The sequence below is a fragment of the Bifidobacterium aerophilum genome, assembly GCF_010667685.1.
Taxonomy (GTDB): Bacteria; Actinomycetota; Actinomycetes; order Actinomycetales; family Bifidobacteriaceae; genus Bifidobacterium; species Bifidobacterium aerophilum.
Genome location: NZ_WHZW01000004.1, coordinates 60,805 through 77,687, shown reverse-complemented (window position 1 = coordinate 77,687; position 16,883 = coordinate 60,805). Strand labels below are relative to the sequence as shown.

Annotated in this window: 13 protein-coding genes; 1 reads left to right on the top strand and 12 read right to left on the bottom strand. The window is 65.5% G+C overall.

Going from position 1 to position 16,883, the window contains the following annotated elements; translation table 11 throughout:
* Window positions 1–18: 18 nt before the first annotated feature.
* The 10 genes from folP to GFD25_RS02470 form a co-directional block, all read right to left on the bottom strand.
* Complete coding sequence (folP, locus tag GFD25_RS02515; RefSeq protein WP_163229660.1) at window positions 19–903, bottom strand: dihydropteroate synthase; 885 nt, start codon at window positions 901–903, stop codon at window positions 19–21.
* A gap of 63 nt (window positions 904–966) precedes the next feature.
* Complete coding sequence (gene folE, locus GFD25_RS02510; RefSeq protein WP_163229658.1) at window positions 967–1,539, bottom strand: GTP cyclohydrolase I FolE; 573 nt, start codon at window positions 1,537–1,539, stop codon at window positions 967–969.
* A gap of 88 nt (window positions 1,540–1,627) precedes the next feature.
* Window positions 1,628–3,700, bottom strand: a complete 2,073-nt coding sequence (ftsH, locus tag GFD25_RS02505; RefSeq protein WP_163229656.1) for an ATP-dependent zinc metalloprotease FtsH — start codon at window positions 3,698–3,700, stop codon at window positions 1,628–1,630.
* A complete protein-coding gene (gene hpt / locus GFD25_RS02500) occupies window positions 3,697–4,269 on the bottom strand; it encodes a hypoxanthine phosphoribosyltransferase (protein ID WP_163229654.1) in 573 nt (190 codons plus the stop codon). The genes ftsH and hpt overlap by 4 nt, the downstream gene beginning before the upstream one ends.
* Entirely contained in the window at window positions 4,235–5,338 is a 1,104-nt protein-coding gene (gene tilS, locus GFD25_RS02495) for a tRNA lysidine(34) synthetase TilS (RefSeq protein WP_163229652.1), read from the bottom strand. Before tilS ends, hpt begins: the two co-directional genes overlap by 35 nt.
* A 28-nt stretch (window positions 5,339–5,366) precedes the next feature.
* Complete coding sequence (locus GFD25_RS02490; RefSeq protein WP_163229773.1) at window positions 5,367–6,848, bottom strand: D-alanyl-D-alanine carboxypeptidase/D-alanyl-D-alanine-endopeptidase; 1,482 nt, start codon at window positions 6,846–6,848, stop codon at window positions 5,367–5,369.
* Window positions 6,849–6,889: 41 nt separating this feature from the next.
* Window positions 6,890–8,554 carry an ABC transporter permease gene (locus GFD25_RS02485; protein WP_163229650.1) on the bottom strand — a complete coding sequence of 555 codons (1,665 nt, stop codon included), beginning with the start codon at window positions 8,552–8,554 and terminating at the stop codon, window positions 6,890–6,892.
* The gene (locus GFD25_RS02480; protein WP_163229647.1) at window positions 8,551–9,495 is read right to left on the bottom strand and encodes an ABC transporter ATP-binding protein; all 945 of its coding nucleotides are present in this window, start codon (window positions 9,493–9,495) and stop codon (window positions 8,551–8,553) included. The genes GFD25_RS02485 and GFD25_RS02480 overlap by 4 nt, the downstream gene beginning before the upstream one ends.
* A gap of 187 nt (window positions 9,496–9,682) precedes the next feature.
* Window positions 9,683–10,906, bottom strand: a complete 1,224-nt coding sequence (locus tag GFD25_RS02475) for a glycosyltransferase family 2 protein (protein ID WP_163229645.1) — start codon at window positions 10,904–10,906, stop codon at window positions 9,683–9,685.
* A complete protein-coding gene (locus GFD25_RS02470; protein ID WP_163229643.1) occupies window positions 10,906–12,459 on the bottom strand; it encodes an AI-2E family transporter in 1,554 nt (517 codons plus the stop codon). Before GFD25_RS02470 ends, GFD25_RS02475 begins: the two co-directional genes overlap by 1 nt.
* A gap of 105 nt (window positions 12,460–12,564) precedes the next feature.
* Between GFD25_RS02470 and GFD25_RS02465 the strand changes: the two genes are divergently transcribed.
* Window positions 12,565–13,488 carry a glycosyltransferase family 2 protein gene (locus GFD25_RS02465; protein ID WP_163229641.1) on the top strand — a complete coding sequence of 308 codons (924 nt, stop codon included), beginning with the start codon at window positions 12,565–12,567 and terminating at the stop codon, window positions 13,486–13,488.
* A gap of 108 nt (window positions 13,489–13,596) precedes the next feature.
* Here GFD25_RS02465 and aspS read toward each other — a convergent pair whose 3' ends face one another.
* Together aspS and hisS are read right to left on the bottom strand one after the other, a co-directional pair.
* On the bottom strand, window positions 13,597–15,393 hold the full coding sequence (gene aspS, locus GFD25_RS02460) for an aspartate--tRNA ligase (RefSeq protein ID WP_163229639.1): 1,797 nt from the start codon (window positions 15,391–15,393) through the stop codon (window positions 13,597–13,599).
* A 79-nt stretch (window positions 15,394–15,472) separates the two neighbouring features.
* On the bottom strand, window positions 15,473–16,867 hold the full coding sequence (gene hisS, locus GFD25_RS02455; protein ID WP_163229637.1) for a histidine--tRNA ligase: 1,395 nt from the start codon (window positions 16,865–16,867) through the stop codon (window positions 15,473–15,475).
* Between the last annotated feature and the right edge of the window lie 16 nt (window positions 16,868–16,883).

Genomic DNA, 16,883 nt, shown 5'->3' with positions numbered 1-16,883 from the left:
CTGTGTTCGTCTGTCCCGTTACCGTGTCGAGGCTCGCCATTCGTGTCCCATCGCTACGGCCGCGCGCGAACGGCGCACGTCATGCACGCGAACGGCCCACGCGCCGTGTTCGGCGCTCAGGGCCGAGATCGCGGCGGTGGCGTTGTCGCGGTCGTCCATGGTCGGCTCGTCGAATCCGGCCTCGGCCAGCACGGCCGAGACGAACCGCTTGCGGGAGGCGCCGACCAACACCGGGTAGCCGGTATCCTCGAACGCCTGCAGGCCGGCGAGCAACGGCAGGTTGTGTTCGATGCCGGGCTTGGAGAAGCCCAGTCCCGGATCGATGATGATGCGTTCGGGCTTGACGCCGGCCTCAAGCACCGCATCGACCTGACGCATGAGCTCGTCATGCACGTCCCTGAGCACGCCGTGCTCGTAGTGCGAGGTGTCGGCGTCCGGAGTCGATCCCTTCGCGCCGGCGAGCCAGCCGCGCCAATGCTGCACGATGTACAGGCAGTCGTGGTCGGCGACGACGTGCGGCAGTTCCTTGTCGAGCGTGCCGCCGGAGACGTCGTTGATGATCTGGGCGCCGTCCTCAAGCGCGGCCGCGGCGACGAGCGCACGGGTCGTGTCGATCGACAGAATCGCGTCGTGATGGCCAAGTTCGCCGCCGAGCAGCGCCTTGACCGCGCCGGTGACTCGGTTCAGCTCGTCGGTCTCGGACACGCGCTTGGCACCGGGACGCGTGGATTCCGCGCCGATGTCGATGATGTCGGCGCCGTCATCCAGCATCGCGAGACCATGCTCGCGCGCCTTGGCCGGGTCGAGCCACAGTCCTCCGTCCGAGAACGAGTCCTCGGTGATGTTGAGCACGCCCATCACGAGCGTGCGGTCGGCGTCATGCAGGCTTTGCAGATCAGTCATTTCGTATCCCCTTCCCGATAGGTTTTCCCGCTCCCCTGTCACGGAAGCCATACCACGGCAATCTCAGCCCTTCGCCATGATCAGGCTCATCGCCTCGGCTCGCGTGGCGGGGTTGCGCATCACGCCGCGCACGGCCGAGGTCACGGTGCGCGAGGCGGGCTTGTTCACGCCGCGCATCGCCATGCACATGTGCTCGCATTCGGTCACGACGATCACGCCCTTGGCGTCCGCGTATTCCATAAGCGCGTCGGCCACCTGCTGGGTGATGCGCTCCTGCACCTGCGGGCGGCGCGCATACAGTTCCACGAGCCGCGCCAGCTTGCTCAGGCCCACGACCTGACCGTTCGACGGGATGTATCCCACATGCGCCACGCCGTGGAACGGCAGCAGGTGATGTTCGCACACCGAGAACAGTTCGATGTCGCGTACGAGCACCATCTCATCGGTTTCGACCGGGAACCGCTTGGCGAGCACCTCCTGCGGGCCCCTGCCGAGACCCGCGAAGATCTCGCGTCCGGCGCGCGCGATGCGGTCCGGGGTTTCGAGCAGCCCCTCGCGGTCCGGATCCTCGCCGATCGCTGTGAGGAACAGGCGCACCGCCTGCTTCACGCCTTCCTCGTCATAGTTGTTCGTCATCATGCTCTCCTCTTATACAACAAGTTGCGGCGTGCCGTTCGTGCAGCACGCCGCAACATCAGTCGTCAACGGTCATCCACGGCCGCCGTCACTCGCCCGGCTGCATGCCGACCGAACGCTTGAGCGACTCGGGGATCTCCACCGGGGGCTTGTCGGAATCCGGGCGGCGGTCGTTCGACAGCCAGACCGGACGCTCCGGCGCCTTCCTGATCTTCGAGAAGATCTCGGCCAGTTCCTTCTCGTTCAGCGTCTCCTTGACAAGCAGCTGACGGACCAGCTCGTCGAGCACGTCGCGGTTCTCGTTGATGATCGTCCACGCCTCGTTGTGCGCGGTCTCGACGAGCTGGAGCACCTCCTCGTCGATGACTTCGGCGGTCTGGTCGGAGTACTTGTGCGGGGCGAGCGCGTCATAGTCGGCGCCGTTGGTGTCCTCGCTGCCCCACTTGATCGCGCCGAGCTTCTTCGAGAAGCCGTATTCGAGCACCATCGTGCGGGCGATGGCCGTGGCCTTCTCGATGTCGTTGGACGCGCCGGTGGTCGGGTCGTGGAACACGATCTCCTCGGCGGTGCGCCCGCCCATCGCGTACGCCATCTGGTCAAGCAGCTGGTTGCGGGTCTGCGAGTAGCGGTCGGAGGTCGGCATGACGGCCGTATAGCCGAGCGCGCGGCCTCGCGGCAGGATCGTGACCTTGGTGACCGGGTCGGTGTTGTGCAGCGCCGCGGCGACGAGCGCGTGACCGCCCTCGTGGTACGCGGTGTTGCGCAGCTCGTCGAGCGCCATGCCCTTGGTCTTGCGCTTCGGACCGGCCTGCACGCGGTCGATGGCCTCGTCGATGGCTCGGTTGTCGATCAGCTGTGCTCCGGCACGGGCGCACAGCAGCGCCGCCTCGTTGAGCACGTTGGCGAGGTCCGCGCCGGTGAAGCCCGGCGTGCGCACGGCGACCATGTGCAGGTCGACGTCCGGCACGAACGGCTTGCCCTTGGCGTGCACCTTGAGGATCGCCTCGCGGCCTTCGAGGTCCGGGGCCTCGACGGCCACCTGGCGGTCGAAACGGCCCGGGCGCAGCAGCGCGGGGTCGAGCACGTCGGGACGGTTGGTCGCGGCGATGATGATGAGGTTGGTGTCGTTGTCGAAGCCGTCCATCTCGACGAGCAGCTGGTTCAAGGTCTGTTCGCGCTCGTCGTGGCCGCCGGACATGCCGGAGCCGCGCTTGCGGCCGACGGCGTCGATCTCGTCGATGAAGATGATCGCCGGGGCGTTCTTCTTCGCCTCGTCGAACAGATCACGCACGCGGGAGGCGCCGAGGCCGACGAACATCTCGACGAAGTCGGAGCCGGCCATCGAGTAGAACGGCACGCCCGCCTCGCCGGCGATGGCGCGCGCGAGCAGCGTCTTGCCGGTGCCCGGAGGACCGTACAGCAGCACGCCGCGCGGGATGCGCGCACCGAGCGCCTTGTACTTGGACGGGTCCTTGAGGAAGTCCTTGATCTCCTCGACCTCCTGCACGGCCGCGTCCTCGCCGGCCACGTCGGCGAACTTGGTGGTCGGGGTCTGGCCGTCGAGCAGCTTGCCGTTGTTCTTCTTGCCGCCCATGCCAAGCATGCCGCCGGCACCGCCCATGTTGCGCATGAGCAGCCACCAGCAGGCCACGATCAGGATGATCGGGAACAGCATGTTCAGCAGGTAGCTGATGACGCCGCTCTGCTGCATGCTCGTGGTCCAGCCCTTCGACGGGTTGGCCTTGTTGATGAGCTGCACGACCTGGGCGCTCTGCGCGTAGGCGTAATAGAACTGGACGTTCTTGCCGTAGTTGCGCGTCTTGCCGGTGTCGGGGTCCTGCTTGGTGAAGTCGTTGTTCAGTTCGAGCTTGACCTGCTGCGTGTTGTCGACGATTTCGGCGTACTTGATCTCGCCGGACTGCAGCAGCGAGATGCCGTCCTTCGTGTCGATGGTCTGCGAGCCCGCGCCGGCGAAGATCTGGAACGAGACGACGGCAATGACGACGAGCAGCACGCCCCACAGCCAAGGCGACTGCCAGAACGGACGCTGGTTCTTGTTGCCGTTTCCTCCGTTGCCGTCGTTCGCGTTGTTGCGGTTGAACGGGTTGCCGAAGGGGTTATTGCCCGGCCCCTGCTGCTGGGGACCCTGGGGATAGCTCATGCGTTCACTCCTTGATACACTTCGGGCTTGAGCACCGCGATCGAATCGAGGTTGCGGAAACGCTCGTCGTAGTCGAGTCCGAAGCCGACGACGAATTCGTCGGGAATCTCATAGCCGCGGTATTTCACGTCGACATCGACCTCGCGACGTGCCGGCTTCTCCAGCAGCGCGAAGATCTCGACGGACGCGGCGCCACGGCGCTTGAGCTCCTCGACCAGCCAGGCGAGCGTGCGCCCGGAATCGATGATATCCTCCACGATCAGGATGTGCCGGCCGCGAACATCGGTGGACAGATCCTGACGGACCGTCACGGTGCCGCTCGACGTGGTTCCCGACCCGTAGCTCGACAGGCTCATGAAGTCGATCTGCGCGGGGATGCTCAGCGCTTCCGAGAACGCGGCGAGCGTGTTGACCGCACCTTTGAGCACGGCGATCAACAGCGGGTTCTTGCCCCGATAATCCTCGCTCGCCTGCGCGGCGGCTTCGCGGATCTTGCTGTGGATCTGTTCTTTGCTGACCAGTTCGTGGTCGATTTCATCTTGGACGTCGGCGATTCGCATGCCCACCATCTTGGCACACACGAATGACGTGTTTCTGACGGAAGGCTGAATAACCTCTGGGAAGATTCACAGCCGACTGACCGTGCCAATCGGCGATCAGACGGTCGATGGATTCGATCTGGGAGGCCGTGGCCGTGATGTTCGCCGCGGCGAGCGCGTGCGCGACGACGCGCGTGCGGATGGCCGGATGTTCGGCCTGCAGGGCGATGGCCGACAGCCTGACGGCGTCGCCCGGTTCCGGCTCGAGCACGGCCCGGGCGGCGACCTGATCGGCCTGCATGTCGAGATAGTCCTTGTCGCGGCGGGTGAGGCGCGCGCCGCCCGCAAGATGATCGACGATGTCGGAGCCGGCGAATTCCTCCATGAACGGAATCAGCCCATGGCGAATCCGCGATCTGAGGGGAAGGGAATGGTCTCGGACTCCTCGGGAGGAGGCATCCCCGTTGGTCGGATCGTCCCACCATTGCAGTCCAAGATCCTCGCACACCCCCGTCGTGTCCTCGCGGGTCATGCCCAGCAGGGGACGTGCGAACGTCACGCCGTCACGCACGAACGTGTCCGGCATGCCGGCGAGCGCGTCCACGCCGCCGGAGCGCAGCAACCCGATGAGCACCGTCTCGGCCTGGTCGTTCTTGGTATGCGCGAGCAATACCGCGGCGGCACCGGTCCCACGCGCCACGTCGCATATGGCCGCATACCGGGCGTCGCGCGCCGCGGCCTCCGCTCCTCGGCCGTCCGCACGCACCTGGACGCGGCGCACGGTCACCGGTTTCAGTCCCAGCCGTTCGCATCTGCCGGCCGCCTGCGCGGCGATCTCGTCCGACCCGTTCTGCATGCCGTGGTCGACGATCACCGCACCGCACCGCACGCCGAGCATGGCGCATACGCGCTCGGACAATGCCGCCAAGGCCATCGAGTCACGGCCGCCGGAGCAGGCGACGAGCACGAGCGGCGCATCATCGGCCGTCTCATGCTCGCCATGTTCCGCATACCGGCGCCCTTGCCGTTCGATGCCGATGCCGAGCAGAGCCGCACGCACCGCGCCGATGCCGGCCTTCAACCGTTTCGTGTATACCATGTGTTCCGCCTTGCCCAGCCGCCGACCGTTACAGCCGCGCCAATCCGTCGACGAACACGTCGATCGCGCCGCGCGCCGCGGACCAGTCGTCGGGCTTGTTGACGATCACCGCGAACGCGAGCGTGCCGCCGTCCAGCCGCGACACGTTGCCGGCCATCGACGTGACCTCGTCGAGGCTGCCGGTTTTCACGCGCAGCAATCCGGCCGTGTCCTCGCTGACCGCACGGTTCGCGGCGGTGCCGATGAGTCCGGGGATCGACAGTCCTTCGGCGGCGGCCGCCTCACCGCCTGCGGTCAGGTTGCGCGTCTGCACGGCGACGAGGGTTTTCACGCTCACCTTCGAACCGGGCGACAGGCCGGAACAGTCCGCCATCGTCAGTCCGGTCGTGTCGATGCCGAGCTTGGTCAGAGCGTTGCGTACGGCCGTGGTCGCGCCTTGCGGCGAATTGGCCTCACCGGCGGCGAGTGCGGTGAGCCGGCCGAATTCCTCGGCGAGCGTGTTGTCCGAGTGCCGCATCGCAAAGGCGAGGATTTCGGCCAGGGTGGCCGATTCGACGGAGGCGATCGGCGTGAGGCCGTCCGTGGCCGTCGCCCGTTCCCGTTCGGACACGTCGATGGTCTGGTTGGAAACGGTGACGCCCTGTTCGGCGAGACGTTTGGCGAACGTCGCCGCGGCGTCGGCCGCCGTGGTCTGGCTGAGTTCGGGATAGGCGCTGAACACGTCCGGATTCGCGGGGCCGGCGCCGTCCCACTGACGGCCGCCGTCGACGGCCATGGAACTGACGCCCGTGTAGTACAGGTTGCCGGGATTGTTGGCGGCGATGTCGTCGGGATACCGGTCGGCGCCGAACAGGGAGTCGTCGGCCATCAGCGTCACCGTGTCGATGCCGCGTTGGCGCAGGGCCTTGGCGGTGCGCGCGGCGAGCGTGCCGAGTCCGGCGCGGCCGTTGACGTGGTCGGGGTCGCTGTCGCCTGCGGACAGGAGCATGTCGCCGTTGCCGCGCAGGATCAGCGTGCCCGTACCGTCGGTGGCGTCGATGTCGGTCAGGTAGACGTCGGTGTCGAGCGTCGATCCCATGTCGAGGGTGGCGGACGCGGCGAGCGCGGTGAGCGTTTTCATCGTGGAGGCCGGTTCACGGGGCGTGTCGGCCGAAGCGGAGGCGACGACAGTGCCGTCGGCGGTCGCGATGGCGACGGAATAATGGTCGCCGACGCCTTTCGTGGCGGCGAACGTCCTGATCAGGGATTGCGCGGCGGAGGTGTCGATGGGCTTGTCCGTTGCCGCGTCGCCCGCGATCGTGCCGGCTTTGCGTGACGTGAGCGCGGCGGGGATGGTCCGGCGTTCGACCGGACGCAGGGTCAGCGGCCCGGGCAATGCGTCCGTGATGTCGGCGATGAGATATCCGCAGCCGAGCGCCACCGTGGCCAGCGCCGCGATCGCGACGCGTACCGCGCGACGACGGCGCATGCGCGCACGGTCCGCCGCCCGCTGCCGGTCGTCTGCTGTCATCGTGGTTCCGGCCGGCACGTCGCGCTCCTTATGTTGTACGGCTATCGTTGCAATGACGCGAACGAGTCGAGCGTGTGCATGACCGACAGCATCCGCGCATCCAACAGCTTACCGCCGAGCCATGTACCAAGTGCGAGCACGCCGATGCCGTTGGCCAGCGAGACCGGGATCATCAGCCAGTACAGGCCGTAGAACGCGCCGGTCGCCATCAGCGCTATCCATGCGATGAACGACGGCAGCATGGCGAGCAGGCTGCCGAACATGTAGACGAACGGGAAGAACCCCTGTGCGACCATGCGTCCCTGCGGCGAGGAGAACGGCTTGTCCATCGACGCGACCGGATACATGAGCGCGCACGACGTGACCTCGGCGATACCCAGACCGCTGAACGCGACGGCGACGCCCACCGAGGCGAACATCAGGCCCGCAAGCAGGCCGGACGGACTGGACCAGTCACCGGTGATGATCGCGGCCGCGACGAACAGGACCGTCATGTACGCGACGATGATGCCCACGTAGACGCGCACGCGGCCGATGCGATCGGTGACGCCCGGCACGCCGGCGATCACCTGCATGGCGAATCCCCGACCGTCATAGGACAGACCGTTGCTTTCGGCGACGAGCATCATCCAGCCGGACATCACCAGCGCGCCCCATACGATCTCGTGGATGCCGTGCGACTGCACGGTAAAGATCACGAGGAAGAACAGCGGCATGGCGAACAGCGGCGCCTGGCGAGGATCGCGCTTGAGATAGGCGAACAGACGTGCAGACACCGCGCCGGACCGACTGTCGGGCATCCACCCGAATGCGCCGATGCCCTTGGCCGTGACCGTCGCGCCGGCGACGTCCCCTTTCAGCCGCTCGTGACGCAGGCACCATGTGCATATGGCGAAGCAGACCACCCAGGTCGCGGCCAGAAGAGCAAGACGCGCGAGGCAAGCGCCCCATGCGCCCGTCGCCACGTCGAACGGGAGTTGGAAGGCCGCGCCGAACGGCGTCCATGCAAGCAGCGAGGCCATCGCATAGGCGACCTGGCCGCGGGCCTGCGGAGCCAGATCGTCCATGACGCCCGAATTGACGAGTATGTTCGGAATCTGGCAGATGGTGACGAACAGCAGGAGGATGACGATGTAGAACAGGCTTTTGCCGCGCTTCGACGTCACCAGCGTGGTCGCCAGGGAGATCAGCAGCTTGGCGATGCTCGTTATCGTGACGACCGCGAATACCGCGGCGACCAGTTCGGCCACGACCGCGCCGATGCCCATGCCGCGATAGGCAAGCGACCAGGCCATGAACGACAGCACGCCGGTGATCGCCGGAATGCCGGTCAGGCCCGCGGCCAACAGGCCGAACTGCAGCTCGCGGTCGGGAATGCCGTACAACGCGAAGCGTTTCGGGCTCATCGTGGAGCCTTCGCCGAGCATCATGAGCTGGACGAAACCGGTCATGAACGTGATGATCGAACCGAGAAAGACGGAGAACAGGCGCAGGAACCGATAATCGCCGTTCTCCAGCAGCACCGGACCCGTCGCGCCCATCGGCGACATGGAACCGACGCCCCACGCTCCCAGCGCGGTGCCGACGACGACGCACACGGCGATCACCACGCCGATCACGAAGGCGACGACCTGCCACGGCGACTTGCGCAACGTGGCACGGGTCAGCGCCCAACGCAGACGGATCAGCGTCGCCGCGGTGCTCATCGCGCGCCCCCGGCGTCGGGCGTTGCGGGATACGCGGCGGCTGCGGGCGGCACGGGTGCGGCAGATCCCGTCGAACCGCCGTCAAGCCAGGCGAGATGGGCCGCCTCATGACGGCCGCCGACCAGCTGCAGGAACCGGTCCTCCAAGTCCTCGCCGGCCGCGACCTCGTCCACGGTGCCGGCCGCGCACACCTGTCCATGGTTGATCACGGCCACATGCGTGCACATCTTCTCGACCAATGCCATGACATGCGAGGAGATGATGACCGTGCCGCCGGTTTTCGCGTATTCGATGAGAATGTCCTTGAGGTTCGCGCTGGAGACCGGGTCGACCGATTCGAACGGCTCGTCGAGCACGAGGATGCGCGGGCTATGGATCATCGCCGAGGCGAGGCAGATCTTCTTCGTCATGCCGGCCGAATAGTCGGCGACCATCGTGTTCGCGGCCTGCGCCAGATCGAACGCGGCGAGCAGGTCGTGCGCGCGCGTGAGCGACTCGGCGCGTCCCATGCCGCGCAGCATGCCCGAATAGATGAGCAGCTGCAGGCCGGTGAGCCGGTCGAAGATCTGATCGGGTTGCGGCATCACGCCGATCATGCGCTTGACCTCGTTCACATCGCGCCACACGTCATGGCCGAGGATCATCGCGACGCCGGCATCCGGCGTGAGCAGACCGGTGGCCATGGTCAGCGTCGTGGTCTTGCCTGCCCCGTTCGGTCCGACCAAACCATAGAACGAGCCGACGGGAATGTCCATCGACAGTCCGTTGACGGCGACCTTGTCGCCGAAACGCTTGAACAGGCCGCGGATCGAAACGGCCGCCGCGGGATTCGGCGGGACCGGCCGCGGCGGCATCATCGGCGAGGCCGCCGGCATCGGTTGCGGTTGCGACTGAGGAGTCGGCGAAAAACCGACATTCCCCTGCATGTTGCCCATACTCATGTCTTCACTGTAGACGACATGACGGGGACACGCGCGGAGGGACGCACGTGGATTGGGTGTTGAACGCGTCGCCTGCGGCACTGCAATTAAGGACTCGCCTACGGCGAGACTCAACATTGCCTTCGCTCGGCTATCGCCTCGCTCAGGCTGATGCTACGCGAAGCCCACCGGGCTTCGCGTTGACGCATCAGCCCTTATGCTCGATGGGTTTCCACTGGGCTTTGGCGAAGATGGCCTGAAAGGAGATCGGCACGTAGCTGAGCATGTAGATCGGGAAGCTGAGCACGTAGGCGAACAGCTCCTTGTTGGTCGCACCGATGTGATCTCGTTCGACGATGATCGTCAGCGCGGCGAGCGCCATCATCGTCACGATGGCCGTCACGATGCTTGACGTCCAGCCACCGAGCGAGGCGATCTGGCTCTGCCACGACACGAACCCGCAGACGGCGAACAGCCATCCCATCGCCATGCGGATGATCGCCAGCACCATGAACGGGCACAGCAGCAGCGTGAAGTCCACCGCCGAGAAATCGCGTTCGCGCACCGCGCGTTTGATGAGCGCCGGACCGTAATAACGGAACACCTGCAGGAACCCCTTGCTCCAGCGCAGCCGCTGACGCCAGCTCTGCTGGAAGCTGACCGGCTGCTCGTCGTACAGCATCGCCGTGCCGCAGTAGCCGATGCGGTCGCCGTGCAGCACGGAATCCATCGTGAATTCGAGGTCCTCGGTCAGCAGGTGGAACTTCCAGCCGTTGTTGCGTTTCATCACCTCGCGCGAGAACATGAATCCGGTGCCGCCCACATGGCAGCTGTTGCCGAGCCACATGCGCGAGGCGCTCAGGAAGCGCGATTCGCGGATGAACCACAGCGCCGAGCCCGACGAGACCCAGTTGTCGGACAGGTTCACCGAGTTGCGGTAGCTGGTCAGGATCTTGAACCCGGCCTGGAACGCCTTGTTCATCTCCTCGAAGTAATGCCGGTCGAGCCTGTTGTCGGCGTCGAACACGAAGAACGCGTCGTACTGGTCAGACACGCCGGATTCGTTCATCCGGTCAAGCAGGTAGGTCAGCGCATAGCCCTTGCCGATGAGCTCCTTGTTGAACCGTTCGATCACATGGCACCCCTTGGCGCGCGCCACATCGGCCGTATGGTCGTCGCAGTTGTCGGCGACGAGCCAGATGTCGATCAGCTCGCTCGGATAGGTCTGCGTGCGGATGCATTCGATGAGATTGCCGATCACGTTCTCCTCGTTGCGCGCGGAGATGAGCACGGCATAGCGGCGGTCCATCGGCGCGTCGGGGAAGGTGATGGGCTTGGCGAACAGGGAGATCACCACGCACAGCGCCTGATAGGCGATGCCGACCGTGCCGACGATGGTCATGAGGATGTCGAGGATGGATAACAGTGCCATCAGCGCCACTTGCTCCTTGGGTTGTCGTCAACGGACGTGGTCTTCGATGCCGGGTCATCCGCGGATTCGGCCGCATCGGAGACGTCGGAGCCGTCGGAATCGTCGGAACCGTTCTCGTCGTCCGCGTGAACCGCGTCATCGTCGGGACCGTTCGCGTCATCGGCACCGGCCAGTCCGGCCAGTCCGCCGTGCCGCGTTTCGTTCCACTTGCCGAGCACGCCCTTCGGGATAGCCATCGTCTCCGAGTCGTCCAGTTGTTCCGAAGTCGGCATCTGATAGACCTGTTCGGTCAGGTGACGCAGTTCCTCGTCGATCGGCACGCGGGCGCTCGACCCCTTGGCCGCGCGCGGCATGTGGTCGGCGACCGGCTTGACGACATGCGCGCCGAACGCCTCGGCGCCTTCCACGACCTTGGACTTGCGCACCGTGTCCGGATCGTACAGCAGCGGCGAATCGACCAGCTCGTAACGCTTCGTGTACACCTTGAAGATCGCCTGCAGGCTGGCGGTGATCGGCAACGCGAGGAACGCGCCGAGCGCGCCGAACACCGAACCGAACACGAGCACCGCGAGGAACGCTATCGCCGGGTTCAGGTCCATCGTGCGCTGGGAGATCTTCGGGGAAAGGATCAGGTTCTCGAACTGCTGGTACACGGTGATGAACACGAGCACGGCCAGCGCATAGGCGATGCCGTTCGACCCCCATGCGAACACGACCGGCAGCGCGCCACCGATGTAGGTGCCGACGGTGGGGATGAACTGCGAGACGATGCCGCAGAACAGGGCGAGCGGCAGCCAGTAGGGCACGTGGATGACCTCAAGGAAGATGGCGGTGCAGGTCGCGTTGATGAGCGCGAGGATGGACCGGGAGAACAGGAAGCCGGAGATCTGGTCCTGCACGATGGTCCAGGCGAGCAGGAAACGGCGCTGCTGGCTGTCGCCGAGCCACTGGCACATGCTGCGGCGCATCTTCGGCCCGGCCGCGGAAATATAGTAGGTGACCATCACGATGGTCAGCAGGTCGAGCAGCGCACCGAACAGGCCCATGGTGGTGCTGACGGCCTGCCCGGCGAAGTTCGCCACCCACGAAGTCTGCAGGTTCTTGAAGATCTCACCGCCGAGCGCGTCGATTTCAGGCATCTTGAACGTCGAATACTGGTTGACGAGCGCGACGATCTGGTCGTAGAGCGCGGGGATCCCCTTGACCATGGAGATCACCTGCTGGACGAACATCGACCCGAACAGCGTGAACAGCGCGACGATGACCACCGCCAGCCCGATCAGGCTGACCGCCGAGGCGACGCCGCGCTTCCAGCCGTGGCGGATCATGATGAGCACCATCGGTTCGATCGCGAGCGCGATGAAGATCGAGATCACCAGATCGAGGACGATGTAGTCGATCTTGCCCCATGAGTTCCACACGAAATAGGCGAGGAACACGGCGATCACCGCGTACAGCAGACCGCGTCCCCACCAGTCCGGCGGGCGGCGGGAGTCGCCTTTGGCCGGGAACACCGCCGCGAAATCGATTCTTTGGTCATCCTGTCCAGTCATGGCTCCCCATTCTAATGGCGGGAGGTCATTTCGGCCGGCAGGAGAGCGACGAATATGATCCGCGCGGACGATGTGCTGTCCGAGCCGCGCTTGTATGCTGGAGATATGCTGAAAGTGTCGATCGTCATTCCCGCTTGGAACGAAGCCGAACGCATAGCCGACTGCCTGCTCAACACGGTTCGTCAGACCGTGATGCCTCATGAGGTGATCGTGGTGGACAATCGGTCAACGGATGATACGTGCGCGATCGTGGAACGGTTCATGGCCGAGCATCCCGAGGCGCCGGTCAGGCTGCTGCACCAGGACGACGAACAGGGACTGATCCCGACGCGCGATTTCGGTCTGAACGCCGCCACGGGCGACGTTCTGGGCCGTTTCGACGCGGATTGCATGATCAAGCCGGATTGGGTGGAGGTCGTGACGGGCATCTTCACCGAGGATCCGGAAGCGATGGGCGCGACCGGCCCGGTGATGTATTACGACATGCCGTCGCGTCATTTCGGGCTGAAAAGCGACAATTCGATCCGCAAGCGCATCTACCGCGCCGATGGCGGCCAGCCGCTGCTGTTCGGTTCGAACATGGCCCTGCGGGCGAGCGCATGGCATCAGATCGCGGGCGAGGTGTGCCGCGACAAGTCCGACGTGATGCACGAGGACATCGACATTTCGCTGCATCTGATCGGCAAGGGACTGAAAACCGTGTATTCGCCGCGCATGATCGCGGGCATGAGCGCGCGTCGCATGGACACGTCGCTGGGATCGTTCCTGAACTACATGCGCCGCTTCCGCAACACGTTCGACGCGCATCCGCAGCATTGGCGCAAGCACAAGCCGGAGATCTTCATCACGGCGCTGTATCCGGCGATGCACCTGTTCTACCCGGTGTGGCAGAAGGTGCTGGACACGGCCGACATCAATCCGGCGGAGGCCGCGTGGATCAACGAACAGATGGAGCTCGCCGAGAAGGAAGGGCACGAGCTGTACGACGAGACCCCCACCGACGAGGAGTGGGACGACAGGCACGAGTAATCCGACGGGCGGCCGTCTCCCACGTCATGCAGTCCGCCAATAACGCGAATGGGCCTCGCACGGTATATCGTGCGAGGCCCATTCTCATGAACCTATGCGGTTCGGCGCTCAGTCCTCGGAATCCGGGTCATAGTCGACGCCGGTCTCGGCGCGCTGCGCGTCGGTGATCGGGGCCGGGGCGCCGGTCAGCGGGTCACGGCCGCCGCCAGCCTTCGGGAAGGCGATCACGTCACGGATGGTGTCGGTGCCGGCGAGGATCGACACGGTGCGGTCCCAGCCGAGCGCGATGCCCGCGTGCGGCGGGGCGCCGTACTTGAACGCTTCGAGCAGGAAGCCGAACTTCTCCTCGGCCTCCTCCTTGCCGATGCCGAGCACGTTGAGCACGCGGTCCTGGATGTCGTCGCGGTGGATACGCACGGAACCGCCGCCCATCTCCTCGCCGTTGCAGACGATGTCGTAGGAGTCGGACATGGCGTGTTCCGGATCCTGGTCGAACTTGTCGATCCAGTCCTTGGACGGCATGGTGAACGGGTGGTGCATGGAGGTCCACTTGGAGTGGCCGACCGCCACGTCGTCGTCGTCCGGATCGTCGGTGCGCTTGAACAGCGGGAAGTCGACGACCCAGGTGAACGCGAACTTCTTCGGGTCGAGCAGGCCTTCACGGCGGGCCAGTTCGACGCGCACGGCGCCGAGCAGCAGCTGCGAAGACTCGCGCGAACCGGCGGCGAAGAACACGGCGTCGCCCGGCTCGGCGTTCACGGCCTCACGCAGGCCGGCGCGCTCCTCGTCGGACAGGTTCTTGGCGACGGGGCCCTTGAGCTCGCCGTCCTCGGCGAAGACCACGTACGCGAGGCCCTTGGCACCGCGCTGCTTCGCCCACTCCTGCCACGCGTCGAACTGACGACGCGGAGTCGCGGCACCGCCCTTGAACACGACGGCGCCCACGTACGGGGCCTGGAACACGCGGAACGGCGTGTTCTTGAAGTAGTCGGTCAGCTCGACGAGCGGGTTGCCGAAGCGCAGGTCCGGCTTGTCGGAGCCGTACTTGTCCATCGCCTCCTGCCACGAGATGCGCGGCAGCGGCAGCTGGATCTCGTAGCCGGCGGTCTTCCAGATCGCGGCGATGACCTTCTCGGCCATGGCCATGACGTCTTCCTGGTCGACGTAGCTCATCTCCATGTCGAGCTGCGTGAACTCGGGCTGGCGGTCGGCGCGGAAGTCCTCGTCGCGGTAGCAGCGGGCGAGCTGGTAGTAACGCTCGACGCCGGAGACCATGAGCAGCTGCTTGAGGAGCTGCGGGGACTGCGGCAGCGCGTACCAGGAGCCCGGCACGAGGCGGGCCGGCACGAGGAAGTCGCGGGCGCCTTCCGGCGTGGACTTGATGAACGTCGGGGTTTCGACCTCGGTGAAGTCCATGTCCTCGAGCGCATGACGGGCGGCCTTGGCCATGTCGGAGCGCAGCTTGAGGTTGTGCTGCATGGACGGACGACGCAGGTCGAGGTAACGGTACTTGAGGCGCACGTCCTCGCCCGGCAGCTTGTTCTCGGACTCGTTCTCGAGAGCGGTGGAGACCTGGAACGGCAGGGCGTCGGCCTTGGCGAGGATCTCGATGGACTCGGCCACGACCTCGATCTTGCCGGTCGCCAGATGCGTGTTCTCGTTGCCGTCCGGACGCAGGCGGACCTCGCCGGTCACCTGGATGACGAATTCGGAACGCAGCGGGCGCGCCATCTCCTCGTCGTAGATCACGACCTGCACAAGGCCGGTCGAGTCGCGAAGATCGATGAAGGCCACGCCGCCGTGGTCACGGCGACGGTCGACCCAACCCGCGAGCGTCACCTTCTGGCCGACGAGCGCTTCGGTCACGTCGGTCGCATGATGTGTTCTGTAAGCCGTCTGGCTCATGCTTCCTCTATTCCTGTGTCATGGGCGTCCGCCGTCCGCACGAATCGGCACGGACGGGCAGACGCCGCAACAAACGGACTCAGCGATCCGCTACTTCCACGGTTTGACGGGCAACCACACTATCCGGCTCCCAAGACCGGGAATCGGCTTCGCACTGCTCGCCCGACACGATGTTCTTGACTTCGTCGTGAGCGTTCTCATCGGACTTGTCGGCCGGGAACCACACATACGGGATGCCGAGCTTGTCGGCGTACTTGATCTGCTTGCCGAGCTTGGCCGCGGTGGGGGCCACGTCGGCGGCGATGCCGCGCGCACGCAGGTCGTTCGCGATGAGGTTCGACTGGGGACGGTCCTCCTCGTTCCACACGGCGACGAGCACGGCGGCCGGCGAGACGCGGCTGGCATGCGCGCCGGCGGTGTGCAGCATGTACGACACGAGTCGCGACAGACCGATCGACAGACCGACGCCGGGGTACTTGCGGCTGCCCTGCGACGCGAGGTTGTCGTAACGGCCGCCGGAGCAGATCGAACCGAGCGACGAGGCGCCGTCGAGGAACGTCTCGTACACGGAACCGGTGTAATAATCCAGCCCGCGGGCGATCTTGAGATCGGCGATCACCGAGCCGGGACGGATGCGGGCGGATTCGTCGACGATCATCGCGAGCGTGTCGAGACCCTGACGGGCCAGCACGTACGCCTCGGAATCGGCGGCGATGCCGTGCTTGGCGCACAGCGCGTCGAACTTGACGGCCAGCTCGTCGCCGTTCGCCGCGGTCAGGTCGGCCAGTTCAAGGCAGGCGCGCGCCTGGTCCTCGCTCGCGCCGCAACCCTCGACCAGCAGCTTGGCGACCTCGTCGGCACCGATCTTGTCGAGCTTGTCGATCTCGCGCAGCACGCCCTCGATGTCGGTCAGCCCCAGACCACGGTAAAAGCCCTCGGACAGCTTGCGGTTGTTCGCGTGCACGGTCGCCTTCGGCAGACCGAACTCACGCAGGCGCTCAAGCGCGGACACCATGACCAGCGGCAGCTCGACCTCGTAGTGGTCGGGCAGGTCGCCCTGGCCGATCACGTCGATGTCGGCCTGCACGAACTCGCGGAAACGGCCTTCCTGCGGACGCTCGCCACGCCACACCTTCTGGATCTGCCAACGCTTGAACGGGAACGCGAGATCGCCGGAATGCTCGACGACATACCGGCTCAGCGGCACGGTCAGATCGAAATGCAGGCCGAGACGGTCCTCGACCGGGGTGTCGTTCTCCTGACCGACCTCCTGCAGACGGCTCAGCAGGTAGATCTCCTTGCTGGTCTCGCCTTTCTTGAGCAGGCTCGACCCCTGCTCAACGGCACGGGTCTCGATCCCGATGAAGCCGTTCAGCTCGAAAACACCACGAAGCGTGTCGATGACACGCTGCTCCACGACACGTTCAGAGGGGAGCCACTCTGGAAATCCTGAAATAGATGCGCCTTTAGCCACGGTTCCCTATAATAAG

Excerpts from the sequence above, each read along its gene's own strand:
- aspS (WP_163229639.1), bottom strand. The coding sequence starts at position 15,393 with ATGAGCCAGACGGCTTACAGAACACATCATGCGACCGACGTGACCGAA.
- folE (WP_163229658.1), bottom strand. The coding sequence starts at position 1,539 with ATGACGAACAACTATGACGAGGAAGGCGTGAAGCAGGCGGTGCGCCTG.
- ftsH (WP_163229656.1), bottom strand. The coding sequence starts at position 3,700 with ATGAGCTATCCCCAGGGTCCCCAGCAGCAGGGGCCGGGCAATAACCCC.
- folP (WP_163229660.1), bottom strand. The coding sequence starts at position 903 with ATGACTGATCTGCAAAGCCTGCATGACGCCGACCGCACGCTCGTGATG.
- GFD25_RS02470 (WP_163229643.1), bottom strand. The coding sequence starts at position 12,459 with ATGACTGGACAGGATGACCAAAGAATCGATTTCGCGGCGGTGTTCCCG.
- GFD25_RS02485 (WP_163229650.1), bottom strand. The coding sequence starts at position 8,554 with ATGAGCACCGCGGCGACGCTGATCCGTCTGCGTTGGGCGCTGACCCGT.
- GFD25_RS02465 (WP_163229641.1), top strand. The coding sequence starts at position 12,565 with ATGCTGAAAGTGTCGATCGTCATTCCCGCTTGGAACGAAGCCGAACGC.
- tilS (WP_163229652.1), bottom strand. The coding sequence starts at position 5,338 with ATGGTATACACGAAACGGTTGAAGGCCGGCATCGGCGCGGTGCGTGCG.
- GFD25_RS02490 (WP_163229773.1), bottom strand. The coding sequence starts at position 6,848 with ATGACAGCAGACGACCGGCAGCGGGCGGCGGACCGTGCGCGCATGCGC.
- hpt (WP_163229654.1), bottom strand. The coding sequence starts at position 4,269 with ATGGTGGGCATGCGAATCGCCGACGTCCAAGATGAAATCGACCACGAA.
- GFD25_RS02475 (WP_163229645.1), bottom strand. The coding sequence starts at position 10,906 with ATGGCACTGTTATCCATCCTCGACATCCTCATGACCATCGTCGGCACG.
- GFD25_RS02480 (WP_163229647.1), bottom strand. The coding sequence starts at position 9,495 with ATGAGTATGGGCAACATGCAGGGGAATGTCGGTTTTTCGCCGACTCCT.